The 24,029-nt window shown below is 60.5% G+C and carries 19 protein-coding genes; 7 read left to right on the top strand and 12 right to left on the bottom strand.

Translation table 11 applies throughout. The features are described 5' to 3' along the window. Positions 1–37 precede the first annotated feature (37 nt). From thiB to KD146_RS01040, 3 genes are read left to right on the top strand one after another with little or no spacing between them, the layout of a single operon-like run. On the top strand, positions 38–1,045 hold the full coding sequence (gene thiB / locus KD146_RS01050) for a thiamine ABC transporter substrate binding subunit (RefSeq protein WP_212656908.1): 1,008 nt from the start codon (positions 38–40) through the stop codon (positions 1,043–1,045). A gap of 16 nt (positions 1,046–1,061) precedes the next feature. After that, the gene (locus KD146_RS01045) at positions 1,062–2,654 is read left to right on the top strand and encodes an ABC transporter permease family protein (RefSeq protein WP_212656907.1); all 1,593 of its coding nucleotides are present in this window, start codon (positions 1,062–1,064) and stop codon (positions 2,652–2,654) included. Continuing rightward, a complete protein-coding gene (locus tag KD146_RS01040) occupies positions 2,641–3,279 on the top strand; it encodes an ATP-binding cassette domain-containing protein (RefSeq protein ID WP_212656906.1) in 639 nt (212 codons plus the stop codon). Before KD146_RS01045 ends, KD146_RS01040 begins: the two co-directional genes overlap by 14 nt. Before the next feature lie 7 nt (positions 3,280–3,286). Here the strand turns inward: KD146_RS01040 and KD146_RS01035 are convergent, their stop codons facing one another. Next, a complete protein-coding gene (locus KD146_RS01035) occupies positions 3,287–5,272 on the bottom strand; it encodes a hypothetical protein (RefSeq protein ID WP_212656905.1) in 1,986 nt (661 codons plus the stop codon). Between the two features lie 48 nt (positions 5,273–5,320). Then, positions 5,321–6,610 carry an adenylosuccinate synthase gene (locus tag KD146_RS01030; protein ID WP_212656904.1) on the bottom strand — a complete coding sequence of 430 codons (1,290 nt, stop codon included), beginning with the start codon at positions 6,608–6,610 and terminating at the stop codon, positions 5,321–5,323. Between the two features lie 158 nt (positions 6,611–6,768). On the opposite strand from KD146_RS01030, the gene KD146_RS01025 reads away from it, so the two are divergent. Next, the gene (locus tag KD146_RS01025) at positions 6,769–7,716 is read left to right on the top strand and encodes a DMT family transporter (protein ID WP_212656903.1); all 948 of its coding nucleotides are present in this window, start codon (positions 6,769–6,771) and stop codon (positions 7,714–7,716) included. 55 nt (positions 7,717–7,771) lie between these two features. Here the strand turns inward: KD146_RS01025 and serA are convergent, their stop codons facing one another. The 7 genes from serA to betI all read right to left on the bottom strand — a co-directional run bounded on the left by serA (position 7,772) and on the right by betI (position 17,470). Further along, on the bottom strand, positions 7,772–9,355 hold the full coding sequence (gene serA / locus KD146_RS01020) for a phosphoglycerate dehydrogenase (protein WP_249327548.1): 1,584 nt from the start codon (positions 9,353–9,355) through the stop codon (positions 7,772–7,774). A 154-nt stretch (positions 9,356–9,509) separates the two neighbouring features. Beyond that, entirely contained in the window at positions 9,510–10,682 is a 1,173-nt protein-coding gene (locus KD146_RS01015; protein ID WP_212659055.1) for a phosphoserine transaminase, read from the bottom strand. 127 nt (positions 10,683–10,809) lie between these two features. Continuing rightward, positions 10,810–12,099, bottom strand: coding sequence for an MFS transporter (locus tag KD146_RS01010; RefSeq protein WP_212656902.1), 1,290 nt, complete (start codon positions 12,097–12,099; stop codon positions 10,810–10,812). Between the two features lie 96 nt (positions 12,100–12,195). Beyond that, positions 12,196–13,857, bottom strand: a complete 1,662-nt coding sequence (betA, locus tag KD146_RS01005) for a choline dehydrogenase (protein ID WP_212656901.1) — start codon at positions 13,855–13,857, stop codon at positions 12,196–12,198. Between the two features lie 40 nt (positions 13,858–13,897). Beyond that, complete coding sequence (betB, locus tag KD146_RS01000) at positions 13,898–15,370, bottom strand: betaine-aldehyde dehydrogenase (protein WP_212656900.1); 1,473 nt, start codon at positions 15,368–15,370, stop codon at positions 13,898–13,900. Beyond that, positions 15,367–16,884 carry a choline-sulfatase gene (gene betC, locus KD146_RS00995; RefSeq protein ID WP_249327547.1) on the bottom strand — a complete coding sequence of 506 codons (1,518 nt, stop codon included), beginning with the start codon at positions 16,882–16,884 and terminating at the stop codon, positions 15,367–15,369. Before betC ends, betB begins: the two co-directional genes overlap by 4 nt. Beyond that, the gene (gene betI, locus KD146_RS00990; RefSeq protein ID WP_212656898.1) at positions 16,874–17,470 is read right to left on the bottom strand and encodes a transcriptional regulator BetI; all 597 of its coding nucleotides are present in this window, start codon (positions 17,468–17,470) and stop codon (positions 16,874–16,876) included. The genes betC and betI overlap by 11 nt, the downstream gene beginning before the upstream one ends. A 110-nt stretch (positions 17,471–17,580) precedes the next feature. Between betI and choX the strand changes: the two genes are divergently transcribed. Genes choX through choV form a run of 3 tightly spaced genes read left to right on the top strand, consistent with a single transcriptional unit; the run spans position 17,581 to position 20,460 of the window. Continuing rightward, complete coding sequence (choX, locus tag KD146_RS00985) at positions 17,581–18,510, top strand: choline ABC transporter substrate-binding protein (RefSeq protein ID WP_212656897.1); 930 nt, start codon at positions 17,581–17,583, stop codon at positions 18,508–18,510. Between the two features lie 55 nt (positions 18,511–18,565). Next, the gene (gene choW / locus KD146_RS00980; RefSeq protein ID WP_212656896.1) at positions 18,566–19,405 is read left to right on the top strand and encodes a choline ABC transporter permease subunit; all 840 of its coding nucleotides are present in this window, start codon (positions 18,566–18,568) and stop codon (positions 19,403–19,405) included. Further along, positions 19,402–20,460, top strand: coding sequence for a choline ABC transporter ATP-binding protein (choV, locus tag KD146_RS00975; protein WP_212656895.1), 1,059 nt, complete (start codon positions 19,402–19,404; stop codon positions 20,458–20,460). The genes choW and choV overlap by 4 nt, the downstream gene beginning before the upstream one ends. 54 nt (positions 20,461–20,514) lie before the next feature. Here the strand turns inward: choV and denD are convergent, their stop codons facing one another. The 3 genes from denD to glmM form a co-directional block, all read right to left on the bottom strand. Next, positions 20,515–21,501 carry a D-erythronate dehydrogenase gene (gene denD / locus KD146_RS00970; RefSeq protein WP_212656894.1) on the bottom strand — a complete coding sequence of 329 codons (987 nt, stop codon included), beginning with the start codon at positions 21,499–21,501 and terminating at the stop codon, positions 20,515–20,517. Between the two features lie 143 nt (positions 21,502–21,644). Beyond that, a complete protein-coding gene (locus tag KD146_RS00965) occupies positions 21,645–22,403 on the bottom strand; it encodes an outer membrane protein (RefSeq protein ID WP_212656893.1) in 759 nt (252 codons plus the stop codon). A 171-nt stretch (positions 22,404–22,574) separates the two neighbouring features. Further along, positions 22,575–23,918, bottom strand: a complete 1,344-nt coding sequence (gene glmM / locus KD146_RS00960; RefSeq protein ID WP_212656892.1) for a phosphoglucosamine mutase — start codon at positions 23,916–23,918, stop codon at positions 22,575–22,577. Between the last annotated feature and the right edge of the window lie 111 nt (positions 23,919–24,029).

The raw sequence follows: 24,029 nt of genomic DNA, 5'->3' as shown, positions 1-24,029 counted from the left end.
CCTTCTTTCATGACCGCAATCGACGAAGGGATGACCCATGGTCAAATCCACCTGCATCGTTGCTGCGGTCCTTTTCGGACTGTTCGCAGCCCCCGTTTCGGCCCAGGACGCGCCGACCCTCAATATCTATACCTATGACGGCTTCGCCGCCGACTGGGGCCCGGGCCCTGTGCTCAAGCAAGGCTTTGAAGCCATCTGCGGCGGCTGCACCGTTGAATGGATTGCCGCCGACAGCTCGATCGGCACGCTGCGCCGCGTCCAGCTCGAAGGCGACACCACCCAGGCCGATATCATCGTGGGCCTCGATACCGCCATCGCCGGGGAAGCGCGCGACACCGGCCTGTTTGCCGATCACGGGCTCGATATGAGCGGGCTGAACCTGCCCCAGGCCTGGACTGACGCGCAGTTCGTGCCTTTCGATTATGCGCACTTTGCCTTTGTCTATGACACCGACACCGTGGCCACGCCGCCCACCTCGTTCGAAGAACTGATTGCGCTGCCTGACGACTTCAAGATCGCCGTGCAGGACCCCCGCTCCGCCACGCCAGGCCTGGGTCTGGTCATGTGGATCCGCGCGGCTTATGGCGATCGCGCGCCCGAAATCTGGGCAGGCCTGAAGCCCCACATTCTCAGCGTCACGCGCGAGTGGAGTGAGAGCTACAACCTGTTCCTGCAGGGCGAAGCTGACATGGCGCTCAGCTACACCACCTCCCCCGCCTATCACATCATCGCCGAGGGCGACGACACGGTGCATGCAGCTCTGTTCAGCGAAGGCCACCTGGCCCAGACCGAAGTGGCTGGCATTCTCAAATCCTCCGAGCAGCAGGAACTGGCCCGCCAGTTCCTCGACTACCTGACTTCGCCCGATGCGCAGAAAATCATCCCAACCACCAACTGGATGCTACCCGTCATCGATCTGGGCGATCAGCTTGAGCCCACCTACGCCACCCTGCCCCAGCCCGAAAAGACGTTGACGGTGACGGACGCCGAGATTGCCGCCGACTCCAAGGCCTGGATCGACGAAATGCTCAGCGCTGTGCAGTAGGCGTTAGGCCAGAACCATGCTCACCTTGCCCAATCGCCCCGCCCGCATCGCCACGGCGATCGCCCTGGCATTGGCCATTGTGAGCCTTATCGCCCTTGTCCTATGGGCAATCCTCGCTGCCGCCACCGGCAGCGAGGGCACCGCATCGCGCATCGACATTCCCCATCTTTTGCGCATGACCTCCATTCAGGCCGGGCTGACCACGCTGCTCTCGATCAGCGTGGGCATGGCACTGGCCTGGGCCCTCAATCGCCTGCGCTTTCCCGGCCGCGATCTGGTGGTGGGCCTGTTCGCCTCCGCCATCGTAACGCCCGGCATGGTCGTCGCCTTCGGCCTACTGGCCGTCTGGGGGCGCAATGGCTGGATCAATCAGACCAGTCTGGCCCTGTTTGGATTTCCATTGGGCAATCCCGCCTTCGGCTTATCGGGCATATTGTTGGCCCACGTTATCCTTGATGGCGCCTTTGCCGCCCGCATCATGCTGGCGCGGCTCGATGCCATTCCCGTTGGCAAGCTAAAGACCGGGCAATCCCTTGCCCTGACCGGCTGGCAACGCTTTACCATTCTCGACTGGCCCGCCATGCGCAGCACGGTACCGGGGCTGGCGGCCATCATCTTCCTGCTCGCCTTCACCAGCTTTCCCATCGTGCTGCTGCTTGGCGGGGGCCCGGCCAATCAGACCCTGGAAGTGGCCATCTATTCCGCGGTCCGGCTCGATTTCGATCTGGTGGGCGCTGTGCGTCTGGCCCTGACCCAGATCGCGGTCTGTTCGGGTGTCATTCTGATGGCAGCAGCGCTGACGCCGATCCCCACCAGTTTCGGGCCGTCAGCGGCCCCTTCATGGCGCGATGGCACGACGGCGCGCTGGCTGCAGGCCATCGTGCTTTTGATCTGCACCATCGGCTTCGTCTTGCCACTCGCGGCAGTGCTTTCCGACGGCCTGACCACCGGACTGGGTCGCGTGCTGACACAACCCGCCTTCTGGTGGGCGACGCTGAGCAGCTTCACAATCGGCATCGCGTCGGCAGTGCTGACGCTGGGGTTGGCGCTGGGACTGGCACTGGGACGCGCCGCCACGGCCAATGGGCTGATGCGCACGCTGCTGGGCATGCCCGCCTTTGCCTATCTCGCCGTCCCCGCGATTGTGCTCTCGCTGGGCTTTTTCCTGCTGGTCCGCTCGCTCGGCATAGCCCCGGCCACGGCAGCGCCAGCCGTAGTCATCCTGGCCAACAGCCTGCTGGCGTTGCCCTTCGCCATGGCCACTCTGGGCCCACCGCTCGAAGCCATCGCCCGCACCCGCGGCAAGCTCGTACGCACTCTTGGTCTGTCAGGTTGGCGGCAATTCATTGCCGTGGAATATCCGTTGCTGGGCAAGGATATTGGCGTGATGCTCGCGCTGTCTTTTTGTTTTTCGCTCGGCGATCTTGGCGTCATCGCCCTGTTCGGTACTCAGGATTTCCAGACCTTGCCGCTGATGATGTTCCGGGCACTGGGCGCCTATCGCAGCAATGATGCCGCCGCGATTGCCGCTATCCTGCTGATTGGCACTATCGTGGCCTTTGTCGGCCTGCCCAAGCTCTTCGAAAGGATCGCCAATGCTGCGCGTTGACGCCCTGGCCTTCGCCCATCCGGGCCAGGCTGTTCCCTACAACTTCAGCTTTGACGCAGCCCCCGGGGAGATCACCGCGATCTCGGGCGCCAGCGGCTCGGGCAAGTCCACCCTGCTGGATCTGCTGGCTGGCTTCCTGCACCCCATCGCAGGACGCATCGATCTCGATGACGCGGACTTGCGGCCCCTTTTGCCTGAGGAACGGCCGGTATCCCTGTTGCTGCAGTCAGAAAGCCTGTTCGAGCATCTGCGGACAGACAAGAATGTCCGCCTCGGCCTGCCCGCCAGCACAACGCGGGCCGACGCTGACAAGCGCGTTGCCCAAGCACTCGACGAAGTGGGGCTGGAGGGGTTCGAAAAGCAGATCGCCAGCACGCTTTCGGGCGGCCAGAAGCAGCGCGTGGCGCTGGCGCGCACGCTGTTGCGCGACCGCCCCGTGCTATTGCTCGATGAACCTTTTTCCGCGCTCGATGATGATACGCGCGTCACCATCCGCGATCTGGTGCGGACCCTGACGCTGCGCCATCGCTGGCACACTGTTCTGGTCAGCCATCACGCTGATGACGTCGAGGCGCTGGCAAGCCGGCGCTATCAGTTGATCGATGGTCGACTGCAGCCGGGCTAGCGCCCGGCTACTCTGCCCAGGCGCCGAACACCTTGTCGAACAAGGTCTGCGCCGCATCATCCTTTTCGAGCGTGATGATCGCATTGCGGCCCGTGCCATAAACCACGGCCAGATCCATCCATTTGCGGTTTTCCAGCAAATTGGTGTTGGTGGCGGTGTCGTCTGGCGACGCACTGAGCGCGAACAGGAACGAGTTCCCCACCACTCGTGCCGATGCACCAACCAGTGGCGTGCCGGGCACCAGTTCTTCGTCCTTGAGCAACACACCGGGAAGATTGGCTACCGTGCCGCCGATAAACGTGTCGGTGACCTGGAAATCCACTTCCATCAGATGGCTGGCGGGCAGGCTCGGATCCGAATTCTTGCGGATCGTAACATCGACGCCAAGATTGCGCGCCGGAATGCTCGCATGGCCAATCAACGTGGGAAGCCCAAGCTCATCAACGCCTTCGCGCCATTCCACAGTGCCCGAGAAGGGAACTGCACCGGTTGTACCATTGGCACTGGCTTCAAGCAGCAGTGACTGGCTACCGGCGAGCACAGCAGGATCAACTGAAGCGCTAGGATCATTGGCGGCCAGTTTGCTGGCATCCTGTCCGGGAAGCCGCTCTTCGCTCTTGCCCTCAGAACCATCCAGCGCTGGCAATGCGGTCTCGGTACCGGTCGGCACCACAGCCTGCGGCGTTGGCTCCAGACGGTCATCCGCTTCCAGCCCCTCCAGCGTGGTAGCAGGTCCTTCGGCGGGGACCGTGGCGGTATTGCCGGGTGCGGCCACGGGATCCGTGGTTTCGCTCGGCTGAACCGGATCCAGCGTTGGCGTTGTTGGCGTCGTGACCTCGGCAGTCTCGGTAACGCCAGGCTGGGCCTGACCGAACATCTGGTCGAGATCGACATACCCCTCGCGCCACGCCCAGAAGCCGGCGCCGCCGACGCCCACCAGCAAGACGGCAAACACGATCAGGAAAATGGTCAGCCCCGAACCCGCTCGCGCTGTCGTGGGCGCAGAAACAAAGCCACTATCATCGGCCTTGTCCACGTCGCCACCGGGCGCAGCAAACATGCGCTCGGCAACGTCCTGAGCAGATTTTGGTGCGTCATCGGTGGTCTCGCCGCGCGCTTCACGATCAAGCGTTTCGATGGCGCGCTCGATCGCGCCTTCCGCTTCGCTGGTATCGGGCTCGACGGCCTCAAGTTCAACTTCGCGAACACTCGACAGCGCCGGCTCAACAGCCACTGATGCCGTAGGGTCTGTCTGTTGGCGCAGGGCCGCCCCCGAGCCGCCGAGAGAGGGCTCCACCCGCGTGCTGGCGCGCACGGGATCTGCGCCGGAATTGGCGGCAACGGGCGTGGGTTCACGACGCGTGTCGTTTCCCACAGATTTACTCGGTGTTTCGAGCGGTCTGATGTTGGAGACCGGCGCAAGTGGCGCACTGCGCGGTGGTTCCGTGCGTTGCGGCAGGACCGGTGATTCGCCTTTGGCGGGCTGTTTGGCGACAGTCGGCACCTGGATCATGGAGGTGCCGCCGGTCGCCGCAGCCTCGGCAATGATCTCTTCGATCGACATGCCAGCTGTCGACTTCGGCGCATTTTCTGCTGGCTTGGCCGGCGCCTTGGTCTCGCTCGGAACAGGTTCGCCAACGTCTTCTTCAGCGACGTCCGCAGGCGCTTCGGACGTAACAACTTCTGGTTCGTCGGGCTTGGGTTCAGGCGCTTTGGGGGCGACAGGTTTCGGCTCAAAGGCCCGGGGCGCGGGGGCTCCCTCGCGTCCCAGCGTGATAACGGCCTCGCTGGCTTCCTGTTCAACCAGACGGATACAGTCTTCGAGCTGCAAGCGATGTTGGGTAATATCGCGCGCCGGCAATGGCGGAGAAATAGCGCGCAATTGGCCAACCAGGGCCGAACGCGCCTTCTCGTAGACCGCACGCCGTGCAGCCCCGTTGTTCTCCGGCAGTGCCGAGATGGCCCGGCGCAACAGCTCTTTGTAGTCCGCCATTGGTTACTTGATACTCACGATGTCAGCGACGTCTTGTAACAAAAAATATCAGTCTTGGAACGGGTCAACCACCAAGATGGTATCCAGCCGCTCCGGGCTCGTCGACAGCATCGCCACCGGCGTGCCAATCTGCTCTTCGATAAACCGGACATATTTGATGGCCTGAGCGGGCAATTCAGCCCAGCTACGCGCCCCTGCTGTCGTCTCCGACCAGCCTTCCAGTGTCTCGTAGATTGGCTTAACGCGCGCTTGTGCTCCCATTGAGGCAGGCAAGTAATCGATCCGTGATCCATCCAGCTCATAGCCGACACAGACCTTGATCTCTTTGAGACCATCCAGCACGTCCAGCTTGGTCAGCGCGATACCGGTAATACCCGATGTCTTGACCGTCTGACGCACCAGCACCGCATCAAACCAGCCACAGCGACGCGGGCGACCGGTGTTGACGCCAACCTCGCGACCAACGACCGCCAGATGCTTGCCAACTTCGTCGTCGAGTTCGCACGGGAACGGCCCTTCACCAACGCGGGTCGTATAGGCCTTGGTGATGCCCAGCACATAGCCGATGGCTGTAGGGCCCAGGCCCGAACCGGCAGCAGCCTGACCGGCAACAGTGTTGGACGAGGTCACGAACGGATAGGTGCCGTGATCATTGTCGAGCAGAGCGCCCTGAGCGCCTTCAAACAGGATGCGGTCGCCCGCCTTGCGCTTGTCGTCGAGCACCTTCCACACCTGATCCATGAAGGGCAGGATGTCGGCGGCAACGGCTGTCAGTTCGTCATAGATCTTTTGGGCTTCGATCTCGACCAGCCCCATGCCACGCCGCAAGGCATTATGATGCGTGAGCAGCCGCTCGATCTTGATCATCAGCGTGTCCGGCTCGCTCAGATCAACCAGACGGATGGCACGACGGCCAACCTTGTCTTCATAGGCCGGACCAATGCCACGCTTGGTGGTACCAATCTTCAGACCCGAATTTGAATCTTCGCGGATCGCATCGAGTTCGCGATGCAGCGACAGGATCAACGGCGCATTGTCCGCGATGCGCAGCAACTCGGGGGTGATCTTGACCCCCTGGGCGCGCAGCCGTTCCAGCTCGTTGACGAAGTGGTGGGGATCAACAACCACACCATTACCGATAACCGAGAGCTTGCCCTGCACCAGACCGGACGGCAGCAGTGCAAGCTTGTAGCTCACCCCGTCAATGACCAGCGTATGGCCGGCATTGTGACCGCCCTGATAGCGCACCACAACATCGGCACGCTCGCTGAGCCAGTCCACGATCTTGCCCTTGCCCTCGTCGCCCCACTGCGAGCCGACGACAACCACATTAGCCATTGAATTCCATCTCCAGGATAGGCGCGACACAAAGGGCTCGACACGAATGTCGCCCCTTCCCCAATTTGGACGTCTGTCCCCCCGACCACCTTTTGTTGAAGTTTCAACGTGGTCGAATAACTGCTAAGTCCGATTGTCCTTACATCACCCGAGCCACGATGACAAAGCCGCTAGAACACCAAAATCGCGGCATTTCCGCCCGACTGCTCGACCAGCCCTATCTGATGCTGATTCTGGCCCCGATGTTTTGGGGTGGAAATGTTGTGGCCGCCAAGATGGTGGTGGGCGAGATGGACCCTTTCCTGCTCCTCGCCAGCCGCTGCGTCGGCGCCACATTATTCATCCTGCCATTCGCCTGGCGCTTCCTGCATGACGATATGCCGGTACTACGCCGCAACTGGCTGCTGCTGATGGCCTATGGCGCCGTTGGCTATGCGATTTTCAACGGGTTTCTCTATATCGGCCTGACCACAACGACCGCGGTCAACTCCTCGATCGAGCAGGGATCATTGCCCATGCTGATCCTGGCCGCCAATTTCATCATCTTTCGGGTGCGCGCCACCCTGCTGCAGATTATCGGCGTGCTCATTGCCATAACCGGCGTTGCTTTGACCGCCACCCATGGCGATCTCAGTCGCATCCTGACGCTCGACGTCAATGTCGGCGACGGGTTCATCATCCTGGCCTGCCTCACCTATACCAGCTACACGCTCGCCCTGCGCTTCCGGCCCAAAGTGCACATTATGAGCTTTATGGCGGTGGCCTTTGCCGGTGCGGCGATTACCGCACTGGTCATGTTGCAGGTCTTTGGCAGCGGTCTGAGCGCCTTCGCCACCATTCCGCAGGCCTCGCCCAAGGTCTGGGCGGTCATGGCCTATGTGATGGTTTTCCCATCCATGTTCAGCCAGGTGTTTTACGCGCGCGGCGTCGAGCTGGTCGGTGCCAATCGCGCTGCGCCCAGCCATAATCTGATCCCGGTGTTCGGCACGCTGGGCTCGGTAATCATTCTGGGCGAACGCCTGGAGGTGTACCACTATATTGCCGCAGCCATCATCATCGGCGGCATCGCCATGGCCGAATGGGCCGCCCGGCGCATGCGCGCATAAAAAAGGGGCCGGCGCCTGAGCGCCGACCCTTGGAACTTGGTATGAAAACGATCGTCTAGAAACGCAGTGCCTTGGCCTGCTTGACGCCTTCGAGCGAGGCGATCTCTGCCAGCTGCGCTTCGGTCAACTGACCATCGATCGACAGCAGCGCAATCGCATCGGAGCCCTGTTCGGCGCGCCCCAGATTGAAGTTGGCGATGTTGATGCCAAGCGTGCCCAGCAACGTGCCCATACGGCCGATATGGCCTGGCTTGTCCTCATTGGTCACATAGAGCATCGACGGCGTCAGTTCGGCTTCCATATTGATGTTCTTGACCTGAATGACGCGTGGCTTGCCGCTGGCGAAGACCGTACCGGCCACAGCCCGTTCCTGACGCTCGGTCACGACAGTGAGGCGAATATAGTTCTCGTAGGCGCCCTGCTGTTCGCGGGTCACCACTTCAACGCCGATACCGCGATCCTTGGCGATCTGCGGTGCCGACACCATGTTCACATCCGGCATCATCGGGCGCATCACGCCATAGACGGCCGAGGCCACCATGGGGCGGGTATTCATGCTGGCGACGTCACCTTCGAACTCGATCTTGATGCCCTTGATGGCCGTTTCGGTGAGCTGACCGGCGAACGAACCCAGCACTTCAGCAAGCTTGATGAATGGCGTCAGGCGCGGCGCTTCCTCGGCCGAGATCGACGGGAAGTTCAGCGCATTGGTGATTTCGCCCGCATTGAGATAGGCCGAGATCTGTTCGGCCACCTGCAGCGCGACATTTTCCTGCGCTTCGCCGGTCGATGCACCCAGATGCGGGGTGCAGATGACGTTGGGCAGTTCGAACAGCGGATTGGCGGTGGCGGGTTCTTCCAGGAACACGTCCAGTGCAGCACCAGCCACCTGGCCGGATTTCAGAGCCTCGTAGAGCGCAGCTTCGTCGATCAGACCACCACGGGCGCAATTGACGATGCGAACACCCTTCTTGGTCTTGGCCAGGGCAGCGGCGTCGATGATGTTGCGTGTCGCGTCGATCAGTGGCGTGTGCAGCGTGATGAAATCGGCGCGGCCCAGCAATTCATCGAGCTCGACCTTTTCGACGCCGATTTCCTGCGCACGCTCTGGCGTCAGGAACGGGTCGAAAGCCACGACCTTCATCTTCAGCCCCTGCGCGCGATCGGCCACGATCGAGCCGATATTGCCCGCGCCGATCAGGCCCAGCGTCTTGCTGGTGACTTCCACACCCATGAAGCGGTTCTTTTCCCACTTGCCGGCACGGGTCGAGGCATCGGCCTCGGGCAACTGGCGGGCCAGCGCCATCATCATGGCAATGGCATGCTCAGCGGTCGTGATCGAATTGCCGAAGGGCGTATTCATCACGATGATGCCCTTCTTGGTCGCCGCCGGGATATCGACGTTGTCGACACCGATACCGGCCCGGCCGATCACCTTGAGATTGGTCGCTGCCGCAATGACCTTCTCGGTCATCTTGGTCGCCGAACGGATGGCCAGACCATCATACTGGCCGATGGCCTCGAGCAGCTTTTCCTTGTCCTTGCCCAGATCGGGCAGATAGTCGACCTCGACGCCATTGTCCTTGAAGATCTGAACGGCAGCCATGCTGAGCTTGTCGGAAACGAGTACCTTGGGCATCAGAGCCCTCCTTGAAAATCGAGTGTGAGAAGTCACCCCCTCCCGCCTCCCCCATCGAGGGAGAGGTGTCGCTCCGCGTTTGGGACACGAACAGTGCCGCATACTCGATCAGCACCTCCCCCTTGATGGGGGAGGTTGGGAGGGGGTGGTGTAATTAGGCAGCGGCCTTGAGGGCAGCTTTTTCTTCGGCGAAGGCAAAATCCAGCCATGGCACGAGCGCGGCAAGATCGGCCGTCTCGATGGTGCAGCCAGCCCAGATGCGCAGGCCCGACGGCGCGTCCTTATAGGCGCCGATGTCAAAGGCCACGGCGGCCTTGTCGAGCTTGGCGACAATCGCCTTGGCGAATGCAGCCTGCGCTGCATCATCAAGCGCGGTGACGGCGGGATCGACAATCGACAAGCACACTGAGGTGTTGGACCGATTGGCTTCATTCTTGGCGAGGAACTCAACCCAGTCGGTCTTGGCGACCCAGTCCGAGAGCACCTTGAAATTGGCGTCGGCACGCGCCTGCATGGCAGCAAGGCCACCCAGCGACTGACCCCATTCCATGGCATCAATGGCGTCTTCGATGCAGATCATCGAAGGCGTGTTGATGGTAGCAGCTGCGAAAATTTCTTCGATCAGCCTGCCGCCCTTGGTCAGGCGGAAAATCTTGGGCAGCGGGCGGTCTGGCTTGAAGGTCTCGAGCCGCTCCACAGCGCGTGGCGACAGGATCAGCACGCCATGGGCGGCCTCGCCACCCAGCGCCTTCTGCCAGGAGAAGGTGACCACATCGAGCTTGGCAAAATCGAGCTTCTGCGCAAACGCGGCCGAAGTGGCATCGCAAATGGTCAGACCCTTGCGGTCATCCGGGATCCAGTCGCCATTGGCAACGCGGACACCCGAGGTCGTGCCGTTCCATGTGAACACCACGTCGCGGTCAAAATCGACCTGGGCAAGATCCGGCAATTCGCCATAGGGAGCCTTGATGATGCGGGCGTCATCGAGCTTGAGCTGCTTGGAAACGTCGGTGACCCAGCCTTCGCCAAAGCTTTCCCAAGCCAGCATATCAACGCCGCGCGCGCCGAGCATGGACCACATGGCCATTTCGACAGCGCCGGTATCGGAGGCGGGGACAATGCCGATGCGGTAATCGGCTGGGACTTCGAGCAGGTCGCGGGTCAGGTCGATGGCGCGCTGAATGCGGGCCTTGCCGGGCTTGGAGCGGTGCGAACGACCGACCAGTGCATTGGCAAGCGCTTCAACCGTCCAGCCTGGACGCTTGGCACACGGGCCCGACGAAAAATTCGGATTAGCCGGTTTTACCGCCGGCGCGGTCAGGGGCATAGTAGCCATCTTCAACGACCCTCCCAGGTCTATCGCCTTGCGTTAGGGCAAGGTGTCCTGAGGCGGCAAATACGCCCGAACCCATAGGGTCGTCAATGACTCTTTTTCGCATGCCTGCCGACCGCCCTCAGGCGGCCGGTTCCTGCACCACAAGATCGCTTTCCTGGACAACCAGATCGCTGAGCTGCACGGCTTCTTCGTCGCCCACCACGGACACGGCGCCCGCAGTACCCCAGTCGAAGTTTTCCTTTTCTTCTTCTGGCAGGCCCTCACGACGGCTGAGACGGACAGCCACGAAACCAATCAACACCATCATCACCACACCATTGGTGATGAACATGCCACTGGGCCCGAACAGCTCGATGGCCAGCGAAGTCAGCAGCGGACCCACTGTCGATCCCAGACCATTGAGCAGCAGCAGCCCCGCCGAAATCTCCACATAGTCGGAGCGATCAGCAAAATCGAAAACGTGCGAGGCCGCGATGGCATAGGCCGGCAACAGCCCCGCCCCGAATGCCAGACCGAGCACAAGCCAGAGCCAGGTCACATGCGGCACAACGAGAATGACCACGCCAACCATTAGCGAAGCGAGCGCCAGCCCGATCATTACCAGGCGTCGATCGACATGGTCGGAGATCTTGCCTGCGGGCCACTGCAGCAGCGCGCCACCCAGCACTGCCGCACTCATGAACAACGCCGCATCGGTAATGCTGCCACTGGCCGCATTGGCGTAGGTTGGCCCCAGTGACCAGAATGAACCGGTCGCCACCCCGATCAGGAAGATCGAGACAGTGCCCGTGGGGGATAGTCGGAACATCCGCTTGGGGCGAAACCGCACAATGGTGATCGGCGGCGGCTGGGTCGAGCGCGTCATCACGATCGGCACCGCCGCCAGCGAGACTAGCACCGAGGCAATCGAGAACAGCACGAACGAGTCGGGCTTGAACAGGGTGACCATCATCTGACCCAGCGTGATCACCGTGAAATTGACCGTCACATAGGTCGAAATCAGCGTACCGCGGGTTTCATTGGTCGCCTGATCGTTGAGCCAGCTTTCCACCACCAGATACAGACCTGACAGGCAAAATCCGGTGATCATGCGCAGCAGGACCCACACGATCGGATCAACCGCCACCGGATAGCCCAGCGCCGCCGCAGAGGCGATGGCCACCAACGCCGCGAATGTTCGGATGTGCCCTGCCCGGATAATCAGCAGCGGCGAGAAGGCACAGCCCAGCACGAAGCCAAAGAAATAGCCCGAACCGAGCATGCCCACTTCAAACGACGAGAAGCCTTCTATACCGCCACGGATTGGCAGCAACATCACCTGCAGACCATTGCCCATGATCAGTAGCGCCACGCTGAACAGAATGGCGCCGGCTGCGAGCAGCGGCGAACGGACAGGAACTTCCGACATGTGGCCTGCCCTTTGCAGTCAGATGAGTAAGACGATCAGTGTTACACGCACCGATGCCTTAGATTTGGGGCATTTTCTAGTCCCAACCTCAACCCATCAGCGATCAGATTCCTGCCAACGCGGATTAATCCATGGCTGGACGTGTTCTGCGGGCAACATGCCCTTGCCCAGAATGTGATCTGATGCCTTTTCACCGACCATAATCGAGGGGGCATTGAGGTTACCATTGGGGATGGTGGGGAAGATCGAACTGTCGGCAACGCGAAGCCCCTCGACCCCGATAACCCGGCATTGTTCATCAACCACCGACGACATGTCGTCTGCCGAACCCATGCGGCAGGTACCACAGGGATGATAGGCGCTTTCGGCGTGCTCGCGAATATGGGCATCAAGCTCGTCATCGGTTTGCGCCGCCGCCCCCGGCAGGATTTCGGCCCCCCGGTATTCGTCGAACGCCTTCTGGCCAAAGATCTCGCGGGTGACACGAATACAGTGCCGGAAATCGGCCCAGTCCTGCGGATCGGACATGTAGTTGAATAGGATCGAGGGCGCGTCCTTGGGATTGCCCGAGGTCAGCGTCACAGCGCCGCGCGATGCCGAGCGCATCGGCCCCACATGGGCCTGGAAACCATGGCCTTCGGCCGCAGCCTGGCCATCATAACGCACCGCGATCGGCAGGAAATGGAACTGGATATCGGGGTATTCCACACCCGCCTTGGAGCGGATGAATCCTGCACTCTCAAACTGGTTGGAGGTGCCCAGACCCGATTTGAAAAATAGCCATTGCGCGCCGGCTAGCGCCTTGCCCCACAAATTCCAGTGCTTGTAGAGCGTAATGGGCTTGGTGGACGCCTGCTGGATGTAGAGTTCGAGGTGGTCCTGCAGGTTCTGCCCCACACCGGGGCGATCTGCGACCACCTTGATGCCATGCTCGGCCAGATGTGCCGCCGGGCCAATGCCCGAGAGCATCAGCAGCTTGGGGGAGTTGATCGAGGAGGCAGCAATGATCACCTCGCGATTGGCCTTGACGATTTCGATCTGCCCCCCCCGTTCGATCTCCACCCCAACAGCGCGACCATTTTCAATGACCACGCGGCGCGCGAAGCACTTCACCAATTCAAGGTTTGGCCGCTTAAGTGCCGGCTTGAGATAGGCATTGGCGGTGGACCAGCGCCGGCCCTTCCAGACCGTCTGCTCCATCGGGCCAAAGCCCTCCTGCTTTTCGCCATTATAGTCGTCGGTGCGCTCGAACCCGGCCTGTTCGCCGGCATCGACAAACGCCTTGAACAGCGGGTTGTCGCGCTTGCCACGCGTCACATGCAGCGGGCCATCCTTGCCGCGCCACTTCGCGTCGCCGCCATGGCCACCATCATGCCAGTCTTCCATACGCTTGAAGTAGGGCAGCACATCGGCATAGCTCCATCCCTTGGCGCCGCTCTGCGCCCAGGTGTCGAAGTCACGCGCATGGCCACGCACATAGACCATGCCGTTGATCGAGGACGATCCGCCCACAACCTTGCCGCGCGGCACGACCAGCTTGCGGCCGCCCAGATGGGGCTCGGGCTGGCTTTTGAAGCCCCAGTCATACATGGCCATATTCATCGGATAGCTTAGCGCCGCCGGCATCTGGATCAGGGGCCCCATATCGGTGCCACCAAATTCGAGCACGATGATCGAGTGCTGCCCGTTCTCGCTCAGTCGAGAAGCCATGGTGGAGCCGGCCGAACCCGAACCGATGATGACGAAATCTGCTTGCATAAGAGTATCCTTGCCGCGGCCCTTGGCCACTTGCTCGCGATCAATAAGGTGCTTCAACGCCACCCATGGCGACATAGACCGACTTGATCTGGGAATAGTGTTCTATGGCGGCGCGTGAATTCTCGCGGCCGACGCCCGACATTTTGACGCCACCAAAAGGCGCCTCGACCGGGGTCAGATTGTAGGTGTTGATCCAGCACGTTCCCGCCTGAAGCTTGGCCACCACCCGGTGTCCGCGCTGCAGATCGGAGGTGAACACCCCAGCCGCCAGCCCGAACTCGGTGGCATTGGCCCGCTCGATGACTTCAGCCTCGCCGCTGAATTCGAGCACCGACAAAACGGGTCCGAAGATTTCTTCGCGGGCGATGGTCATATCGTCAGTCACGCCCTCGAAAATCGTCGGCTCGATATAGTTTGCATTGGCGAACTGCTCGCCTTGCGGCACCCCGCCGCCTAGCACCAGCTTGGCGCCCTCGGCCTTGCCGGTGGCAATATAGCCCAGCACCTTCTCGCGCTGCGCTGCAGTGACCATCGGCCCGATCTGGGTCTGCGGATCCATGGGATCGCCAATCACGGCCAGCTTGGTGCGTTCGACCAGCCGTTTGACGAAATCGGCCCGGATATCGCGATGCACGAACACCCGTGTGCCGTTCGAGCAGATCTGTCCGGTCGAATAGAAATTGGCGTTGATCGCCGCACTGACGGCATTGTCGATATCGGCATCATCAAACACGATCAGTGGCGACTTGCCGCCCAGCTCCATGGTGACATGGCGAATGCCTTCGGCAGCGGCCGCATAGACCTTGCGCCCCGTTGGCACCGAGCCTGTCAGCGACACCTTGTCGACCCGCTTGTCGCCGATCAGGCTGGCACCGACATCGCCATAACCCTGCACGACATTGAACAAGCCGGCAGGCGCGCCCGCTTCCATCAGGATTTCGGCCAGCTTGAGTGCACCCAATGGTGTGATCTCGCTGGGCTTGAATACCATGGCATTGCCGCAAGCCAGCGCCGGCGCTGCTTTCCAGCAGGCGATCTGGGTCGGGTAATTCCATGCCCCGATGCCAACGCACACGCCCAGCGGCTCGCGGATGGTGTAGACGAAGTCCTCACCCAGCGGGACGGTTTCGCCGGTAATGCTGGCCGCAATGCCGCCAAAATACTCCAGCGCATCCGCCCCCGATGTCGCGTCGGCAACCAGAGTTTCCTGGATTGGCTTGCCAGTGTCGAGCGTTTCGAGCTCGGACAGCGCCTGGTTGCGCTCGCGGATGATGTCGGCCGCCTTGCGCAGCACACGCCCTCGCTGAACCGGCAGCAGCGCTGCCCATTCCTTCTGCGCCTTTACCGCGGCAGCCAGCGCCTGATCAATGATCGCCGGGGTGGCTGAATGCAGCGTGGCAATGGTCTCGCCGGTCGCTGCATAGACGCAGTTGATAACCTCACCTGCTTTGTCTTCGACATATTGGCCATCAATGAAATGGCTCGCGGTTGGTTGGACGTTACGCATGCTCATTCACCTCGGGGATAGCGTTGATTGTGTTCTAGAACGTTGAGATCCATGTGGTTGCGCATGAAGCGCTCCGATGCCTTTTGCAGCGGCTGGAAGTCCCATGGAAAATAGGCACCATTGCGTAGCGCCTCATAGACGATGAGCCGACGCGCCTGACTCTGGCGCACATCAGCGTCGAAAGCTTCCAGATTCCAATGCTTGGCCACCAGATCAGCAAAGCGGGCAGCCAGTTCGGCGTGGCCCGGATCAGCCGCCAGATTGACCAGTTCATCGGGATCGCTCGCCAGATTGAACAATTGCGGCGGATCGAGCTCGCAATGGATGTACTTCCAGTTCTCCAGCCGCAACGCCACCAATGGCGCTTCCGAGCCCTCGGCGGCATATTCCATCAGCACAGGCGTGGACCGCGGTGTGCCCTGAGCCAGTGGCACCAGCGATTCCCCGTCGGTCCAGGGCATGATCTCGCCCAAATCCAGGCCCGCCAGATCAGCCAGGGTCGGATTAATATCCATGGTGCTGACCGGCGTCTCGATTAGGCCGGGCGGCAGCCCCGGTGCCGCAATCATCATCGGCACGCGGGCAGAGCCTTCAAGAAAGCTCATCTTGAACCACAGCCCGCGTTCGCCCAGCATGTCGCCGTGATCGGACACCAGCACGATGATCGTATTGTCCGACTGTTCGCTGCCTTCGAGCGCCGTCAGCACCTCGCCGATCTTGTCATCGACATAGGAAATATTGGCGAAGTAGGCGCGACGCGAACGCCTGATGTTTTTTTCGGTGATGTCGAACGACTTGGCATCGCTGGCATCGAGCAACCGCTTGGAGTGCGGGTCCTGTTCAGCGTAATCCATGGCCGACACCCTAGGCATCAGATGCTCGCAGTCCGCGTAGAGATCCCAGTACTTCTTGCGCGCTACATAGGGGTCATGGGGATGGCTGAAGCTGACGGTCATCATCCATGGCCGGTCATCCAGACGACGCCCCAGATCATAGACCTTGGCTGTGGCCTGAAAGGCGACCTCGTCGTCATATTCGAGCTGATTGGAAATCTCGCCAATGCCAGCGCCCGTGACCGAACCGAGATTGTGATACCACCAGTCAATCCGCTCGCCGGGCTTGCGATAGTCAGGTGTCCAGCCAAAATCGGCCGGATAGATATCGGTGGTCAGGCGTTCCTCAAAGCCATGCATCTGGTCGGGACCGACAAAATGCATCTTGCCCGACAGCGCTGTATGATAGCCCGCCCGCCGCAGATGGTGTGCATAGGTTGGAATATCGGAGGCAAACTCGGCCGCATTGTCATAGACGCGCGTGCGGTGCGGCAACTGCCCCGACATATAGCTGGCGCGCCCCGGCGCACAAAGCGGCGAGCCGGTATAGGCATTGGCAAAGCGCGTGGAACGGTCCGCGAGCGCCTTCAGGTTGGGCGCATGCAGCCAGTCGGCCGGCCCATCGGGAAATAGTGTGCCATTGAGCTGATCGGCCATAAAAACGAGAATATTGGGCTTAACGGCCAAGGCGGTTTTTCCTTTCAAGCCACAGCTCCAGATAATCCTGGACCATGGCTCTGGTTTCATTGCGGTCGGGAACCGAATCCTGCAGCGCGTGACGGATGTAGAAGCCGTCGATCAGCGATGCGAGACCCTGCGCGATCTGTTCGGCCGACGTGTCATCGAACAGCTGGCGCAGATTGAACAGCAGGTTCGAGTTCAGGCGCCGGGCATAGACGTCAAGTAATCGTTTGGCTTCTCGCGACTGCAGCGCACGGACGTAAAACGCCAGCCAGGCGGCCACCACTTCACGCTCGAATTGACTGGCGTCAAAGCTCGCATCGATGATTCCGACGATGCGCTCATAGGGCCCATTGGCGGCCTCAAGCTTGGTTTTGACCGACCGCTTATACAACTCGAGTACATAGCGCATCGCTGCCAGAAAGATCTTATCCTTGGTTCCAAAGTAATGCATGGCCAGCGCCGCAGACATTCCGGCCCGCTTTGCAATCTGACTCACAGTAACGTCGAGCGTACCCGCAGCAGCGATCTCGGAAATCGTCGCGAGGATCATCGCTTGACGTCGCAATGGCTGCATTCCGATTTTCGGCATCTGCGCACTTTTCCAGACCTAGGGGTTTACATTGCCCATCATGTAGGTTTTGATTGAACAGTCAATCAACAATATTTTTGGTTCCCTTTTTGCCACCCAGGAGCAAACCCATGATTAAACCTATTCTCACGCTGACGAGCGCTTTGGCTGTGTCGCTGCTGTCGACCTCTGCCTTCGCCGCTGGTCAGTGCGAAGAGGTGGTCTTCTCTGACGTCGGCTGGACCGACATCACCACCACCACTGCTGCGACTCGCCAGGTGCTTGAAGCCCTCGGCTATGACGTCGACGTCAAGGTGCTGTCCGTGCCTGTGACATTCGCATCGCTCGAGAGCGATGACGTTGATATCTTCCTTGGCAACTGGATGCCTGCTCAGGCTGGCGCCATTGGCCCATACCTTGAAAGCGGTGAGATCGAAGCGGTCGCCACCAACCTTGAAGGCACCAATTATACGCTGGCCGTTCCAGCCTATACCTTTGACAAGGGCCTGACCTCCTATTCCAAGATCGCCGATTTCCGCGACGAACTGGATGGCAAGATCTACGGCATTGAGCCAGGCAATGAAGGCAATGCCTATCTCGTCGAGCTGGCCGAAAACAACACCCACGGCCTCGAAGGCTTCAAGGTTGTCGAAAGCTCCGAGCAGGGCATGCTGGCCCAGGTCAACCGCCTCGTGAAGGACGGCAAGGACGTGGTCTTCCTCGGCTGGGCGCCCCATCCGATGAATTCGGCCTTCCCGATCAAGTACCTGCCCGGCGGCGAAGACTTCTTCGGCGGCGAAGGCATCGTTCAGACCGTAACCCGCAAGGGCTATGTTGAAGAATGTGCCAATGTTGGTAAGCTGCTGCAGAACCTGAAGTTCTCGCTTCCAATGGAAAACGAGATCATGGGCAAGATCCTCAATGACGGCGAAGAAGCCGGCGACGCATCGCTTGCATGGATGAAGGCCAACCCCGACGCCGTTATGGCTTGGGTTGATGGCGTCACCACGCTGGACGGTGGCGACGGCGCAGCCGCTGTAAAGGCAGCACTGGGCCTTTAATGACAATGACCAGCCCGGCCATGGGGTCGGGCTGGTCCCTTAAAGGAGCAGTGCTTTGGACTGGCTGACAGACAACAAGATCCCGATCGGCAAGTGGGCAGCTGCCTTCTTCGATTGGCTCCGCGACAATTTCTCTGGCGCGTTCGACATTATGGCTGATGCGGCCGAGGCCCTGATCGATGGTCTCCTCTGGGTGCTGCAGACGCCCCACCCTCTGATTATCATTGCCGCCTTTGTCGGCCTGACCTGGGTCCTGCAGCGCAATTGGAAGACCTGCGCACTGGTGCTGGTCGGCTTCCTGTTCATTCTCAACCAGGGCTATTGGGAAGCAACCACCGAGAGCCTGACTCTGGTGATGAGCTCGTGCATTGTCTGCATGGCCATTGGTGTGCCCATCGGCATCTTCCTGGCGCATCGCCCCAAGCTGTATCGCTATATGCAGCCGGTGCTTGATCTGATGCAGACCCTGCCAACCTTCGTTTACCTGATCCCCGCCATTGTCTTTTTCGGCATCGGCATGGTCCCCGGCCTGATCGCAACCGTGATCTTCGTGCTGCCCGCGCCGGTCCGCCTGACCTATCTGGGCATTTCGACCACACCCACGCCATTGCTTGAGGCGGTCGACGCCTTTGGCGGCACCGGCACCCAGAAACTGGTCAAGGTGGAACTGCCCTACGCCCTGCCCCAGATCATGGCCGGTTTGAACCAGACCATCATGCTCTCGCTGTCCATGGTTGTTGTCGCTGCCCTCGTCGGCGCCGATGGCCTCGGCGTTCCCGTGGTGCGCGCCCTGAACTCGGTCAACACCGCTCTCGGCTTTGAAAGTGGCTTCGTCATCGTCGTCGTCGCCATTATTCTTGACCGGATGCTGCGCATAGGGAGCCAACAGAAATGACCGACGCTGTAGTATTCGACAATGTGAGCATCGTGTTCGGGGACAAGCCCGAAAGCGCCCTGCCAATGATGGATGCGGGCAAGACCCGTGCCGATATCCAGCAGGAAACCCAGCAGATCCTGGGCGTGCACAATTGCTCTCTCACCGTTCAGGAAGGCGAAATCCTTGTCCTGATGGGCCTGTCGGGCTCGGGCAAGTCAACCTTATTGCGCGCCGTCAATGGCCTTAACCCCGTGGTCCGTGGCGCCGTGCACGTCAATGTTGGCGACTGGAGTTGCGACCCCAGCAATTGCAGCAAGGACGATCTGCTGCGCCTGCGGCGCAGAAGCGTCGCCATGGTGTTCCAGCAATTTGGTCTGCTGCCTTGGCGCAATGTTACCGACAACGTGGCGCTCGGTCTTGAGCTGGGCGGCATGAGCCGCGCCAAGCGCGAAGCCAAGGTCAAGGAACAGCTCGAACTGGTCGGGCTCTCCGACTGGGCTGACAGCAAGGTTTCAGAGCTTTCAGGCGGCATGCAACAGCGTGTCGGTCTGGCCCGCGCCTTTGCGACTGACGCGCCGATCCTGCTCATGGATGAGCCCTTCTCCGCACTCGATCCGTTGATCAGGACGCGTCTGCAGGATGAACTGCTCGAACTGCAGGCCAAGCTCAAGCGCACCATCATCTTCGTGAGCCACGATCTTGATGAAGCCTTCAAGCTGGGCAACCGCATTGCAATCATGGACGGCGGTCGGATCATCCAGTGCGGCACGCCGCAGGAAATCACCGCAAATCCGGCTAATGGTTATGTGGAAGACTTTGTCACCCATATGAACCCGCTGCGGGTATTGCAGGCCTCAGACGTGATGCTGACCGACGATCCGGGCACGCCATCCACCCCCGACAACGATGTTCAGGTCGAAATGGGCGCACCGGTTGCCGATGTCATTGATGCGCTGTCCAGCGGCGCCGACACAATTGGCGTGACGGACGAGGACGGCAAGGAAGTCGGTTCGATCTCCAGCCAGCAGATCGTTGACGCCCTGCAGTCCAAGACATCCAAAGACGCAGAATAGTCTCTTGTGGCGGGGTCACGACCCCGCCACAGCTTTGTCTGACGCACAAAACGTCTAGAGCGCGACCTTGCCACTCAGTTCGTCGGCAATGTGAATTTCGATAATTTCGTCAAAGCTGGCGTCACCCACAAAACCCATGGACCGGGCGCGCTTGGCCTCAAAGGCCTTGGGCCAGCCGGCGACCATATCGGCAATGACCGCATCGGGTTCGCGCCGGATCAGCGCCACGGCCTTTGGTCCGGCGACCCGCTCAAGCGCTGCAATCTGTTCGCCGACTGTCACGGCAAGGCCTGGCATCGACAGATTGCGTTGACTGCCCAACTGCGCAGTGTCCATCGCCGCGCCATGCAACAGAAACCCCACCGCGGCGCGCGGACTGGCAAACCAGTGGCGCACCGTATCGGCAACCGGCAGCACCGCTTCAAGTCCTGCAAGAGGCTCACGGATGATCCCCGAGAAAAAGCCTGAAGCCGCCTTGTTCGGCTTGCCCGGTCGCACCGCGATTGTTGGCAGACGGATGCCCACGCCATCGACAAAGCCGCGTCGCGAATAGTCGGAGAGCAATAGCTCGCAAATGGCTTTCTGCGTGCCATAGCTGGTGAGCGGCGTCTGTTGAAATTCATCACCAATCACGGCCGGGAGCGGCTCGCCGAATACCGCGATCGAGGAGGTGAACACCAGTCGCGGACAATAGGGTTCGGACTGGCTGGCGAGCCTGATCGACTCCAGCAGCGCACGCGTGCCATCCAGGTTGATCCGGTAGCCCTTCTCAAAGTCCGCTTCGGCTTCTCCCGACACAATTGCCGCGAGATGGAAGATCATGTCTGGGCGTTCAGCGATCAGGCTGGCAGCCGCACCCTCTTCCGATAGATCTGTAGCAATCACGGTGTGCGCGATATCAATGCCCAACCCCGAAGGCTCAACCACATCGGCCAGAGTCAGCGACGAGATGGCTTTGTCATTTATCTGTCCGGCAGCAAGCAAGGCCGCAACCAGCTTCCGCCCAACCATACCGGCGGCGCCAATAACCAGAACTTTCATATTCATCCTCCCAGAACCACTAGAGGTGTGCACAGCCCACCTGCCCCTGTCCAGCAGCCCGACAGCAAAAAGCCGGCGCCCTTTTGGGACGCCGGCCAATTCTAAGTCAGAGGCGAGCCGTCGTGGCTGGCCCGCCGACCCGATTAGTTGAAGCGGTAACGCAGCGTGCCGCGCACTTCGTGCAGCCAGTTGTGATCGGTAGTCACCGTGTCAGGGAAGGCCACGTCATTGCTGATGCGGTTAATATAGACGGCGCGGTAGCCGACATCGGCGACCAGAGCGCCGAAATCGTAACCAACGCCGACCATGCCGGCTGCAGCAAAGCTGACATTGTCGCCCGAGGGGACAGTCACGCCAGCAGGTGAGCTGACTTCGAAATTGTTGAATGCCACACCGGTACCGGCGCCGACATAACCGAACGCGCCGCCAGCAGCGCCATAGCCGTAGTCACCGCCAAACGAGAAATCGTAATAGGCGTTGGCCAGAGCCAGGGTGGACCGCAGCTTGAGGGTGTAGTCACCCTGGCGAGCGCCGTAGGTCGCGTCCTTGGTGACCTTGAGGCCTTCATTGCCAATCAGGTCGACGGTGGCGTCAACGCGCAGACCAGTGCCGGTTTCATAACCGACGCCAGCACCGACGCTATAACCATAGCCCATGGCCACGAATGGGAAATTGGTGATCACCGAGGTGCCACCGCAGGCAACGCACTCATAGGCCGAGGCTTCCTTTGCCCACAGCGCATTGCCGGCCGCGCTACCGCGCAGATAGAATGAACCCTGCACACCGTAGTCGACATCAGGGATCTCGATAACAGGTGGATAATACGGAAGATCGGCGGCGATTGCCTGACCGCCAACAAGGGCGGCTCCTGCCACCATGATCGCAGCGATGAGCTTGCGCATGAGAAAATGTCCTTTGGTTGCCACGACAATTGTCGATTGCGCCCAATATCGAACAACTTCCTTAAATGTGACTTAACCTAAAGATTTAACCCTACCGGCACGACAGTGCCGTTTGCAGACGTTATGCATCCGTTAACAAGTGTTACTGCCGTATTACACTTGTTAACAACTTCAGGCGATATCACGAATAGCCGCCTCGATCTGCTCAACCACTGTCGAAACCAGGCCAGCGTCGTCAGCCTCGCCCATTACGCGGATAACAGGTTCAGTGCCCGAAGCCCGCACAACAAGACGTCCACCAGCACCAAGCATGGCCTGACCATCAGCAATGGCGGCCATCACCTGCTTGTCCTCAAGCGGCTTGCCTGACTTGAATTTCACGCTGCGCAGCAATTGCGGAACCTTGGTGAAGCGCGCACAGATTTCCGACACAGGCCGATCCTGCGCCTTGAGCACAGACAACAGTTGCAGCGCCGCAACGAGGCCATCGCCCGTCGTCGTGAAGTCCGACAGGATGATGTGACCGGACTGCTCGCCACCAACATTGAAGCCCTTGCTGCGCATCGCCTCAAGCACATAGCGATCGCCCACCTGAGTGCGCTCCAGCGTCAGCCCCAGCGAGCCCAGATAGCGCTCAAGACCCAGATTGGACATCACGGTAGCCACGATGCCGCCGCCGACGAGCACTTCGCGCTGGAGCCAGCTTTCGGCGATCACGGCCATGAACTGGTCGCCATCGACCACATTGCCCTTTTCATCAACGATGATGACCCGGTCGGCATCACCATCCAGCGCAATGCCGATATCGGCCCGCATTTCGCGCACCTTGGCCGCGACAGCCTCAGGCGCGGTCGAGCCGACCTTGTCGTTGATGTTGAACCCATCGGGCTTGTCGCCAATGGTGAACACTTCGGCACCCAGTTCCCAAAGCGCAATCGGCGCAACCTTGTAAGCCGCGCCATTGGCGCAATCGAGCACCACGCGCAGGCCAGCCAGGTCGGTATTCCGCGGCAGGGTGCGCTTGGCATATTCAATGTAGCGCGTGCGGGCTTCTTCATCGCGATGGGCCCGCCCGATATCGCGGCCATGCGCCAGCGTCTTGCTCAGGTCACTATCGATCAGCCGCTCGATCTCAAGTTCGATCTGATCGCTCAGCTTGTAGCCATCGGGCCGGAACAGCTTGATGCCATTGTCTTCAAAGGGGTTGTGCGATGCCGAGATCATCACACCCAGATCGGCACGCAGCGAACGGGTCAACATGGCCACGGCCGGCGTGGGCATCGGCCCGAGCAGATACACGTCCATACCCACCGCAGTGAACCCTGCAGTCAGCGCCTGCTCGATCATATAGCCCGAGCGTCGCGTATCCTTGCCGATCACCACGCGATTGCGATGATCGCCACGCACAAATTTCTGTCCGGCGGCCATGCCGACCTTGAGGGCCAGTTCAGGGGTGAGCTTGTTGCCATTGGCCAGGCCACGAATACCATCGGTGCCGAAATATTTGCGTGCCATGATTATCTTACCCCTCGTCGCGCCACCGCACGGTCGCTTTGAATAATACCACTTTCTGGCGGCATAGCGGAAAACATTGCAATGCAAAAGGGCCGCCTCGCGGCGGCCCCT

This window comes from Devosia litorisediminis (assembly GCF_018334155.1).
In the GTDB taxonomy this organism is placed as follows: domain Bacteria; phylum Pseudomonadota; class Alphaproteobacteria; order Rhizobiales; family Devosiaceae; genus Devosia; species Devosia litorisediminis.
The sequence above is the reverse complement of the archived record's forward strand: the minus strand, read 5'-3'. Positions and strand labels throughout refer to the sequence as shown.

Bases quoted from the DNA above. Each gene is read 5' to 3' on its own strand.
- thiB (WP_212656908.1), top strand. From the start codon at position 38: ATGGTCAAATCCACCTGCATCGTTGCTGCGGTCCTTTTCGGACTGTTC.
- KD146_RS01045 (WP_212656907.1), top strand. From the start codon at position 1,062: ATGCTCACCTTGCCCAATCGCCCCGCCCGCATCGCCACGGCGATCGCC.
- KD146_RS01040 (WP_212656906.1), top strand. From the start codon at position 2,641: ATGCTGCGCGTTGACGCCCTGGCCTTCGCCCATCCGGGCCAGGCTGTT.
- KD146_RS01035 (WP_212656905.1), bottom strand. From the start codon at position 5,272: ATGGCGGACTACAAAGAGCTGTTGCGCCGGGCCATCTCGGCACTGCCG.
- KD146_RS01030 (WP_212656904.1), bottom strand. From the start codon at position 6,610: ATGGCTAATGTGGTTGTCGTCGGCTCGCAGTGGGGCGACGAGGGCAAG.
- KD146_RS01025 (WP_212656903.1), top strand. From the start codon at position 6,769: ATGACAAAGCCGCTAGAACACCAAAATCGCGGCATTTCCGCCCGACTG.
- serA (WP_249327548.1), bottom strand. From the start codon at position 9,355: ATGCCCAAGGTACTCGTTTCCGACAAGCTCAGCATGGCTGCCGTTCAG.
- KD146_RS01015 (WP_212659055.1), bottom strand. From the start codon at position 10,682: ATGCCCCTGACCGCGCCGGCGGTAAAACCGGCTAATCCGAATTTTTCG.
- KD146_RS01010 (WP_212656902.1), bottom strand. From the start codon at position 12,099: ATGTCGGAAGTTCCTGTCCGTTCGCCGCTGCTCGCAGCCGGCGCCATT.
- betA (WP_212656901.1), bottom strand. From the start codon at position 13,857: ATGCAAGCAGATTTCGTCATCATCGGTTCGGGTTCGGCCGGCTCCACC.
- betB (WP_212656900.1), bottom strand. From the start codon at position 15,370: ATGAGCATGCGTAACGTCCAACCAACCGCGAGCCATTTCATTGATGGC.
- betI (WP_212656898.1), bottom strand. From the start codon at position 17,470: ATGCCGAAAATCGGAATGCAGCCATTGCGACGTCAAGCGATGATCCTC.
- choX (WP_212656897.1), top strand. From the start codon at position 17,581: ATGATTAAACCTATTCTCACGCTGACGAGCGCTTTGGCTGTGTCGCTG.
- choV (WP_212656895.1), top strand. From the start codon at position 19,402: ATGACCGACGCTGTAGTATTCGACAATGTGAGCATCGTGTTCGGGGAC.
- denD (WP_212656894.1), bottom strand. From the start codon at position 21,501: ATGAAAGTTCTGGTTATTGGCGCCGCCGGTATGGTTGGGCGGAAGCTG.
- KD146_RS00965 (WP_212656893.1), bottom strand. From the start codon at position 22,403: ATGCGCAAGCTCATCGCTGCGATCATGGTGGCAGGAGCCGCCCTTGTT.
- glmM (WP_212656892.1), bottom strand. From the start codon at position 23,918: ATGGCACGCAAATATTTCGGCACCGATGGTATTCGTGGCCTGGCCAAT.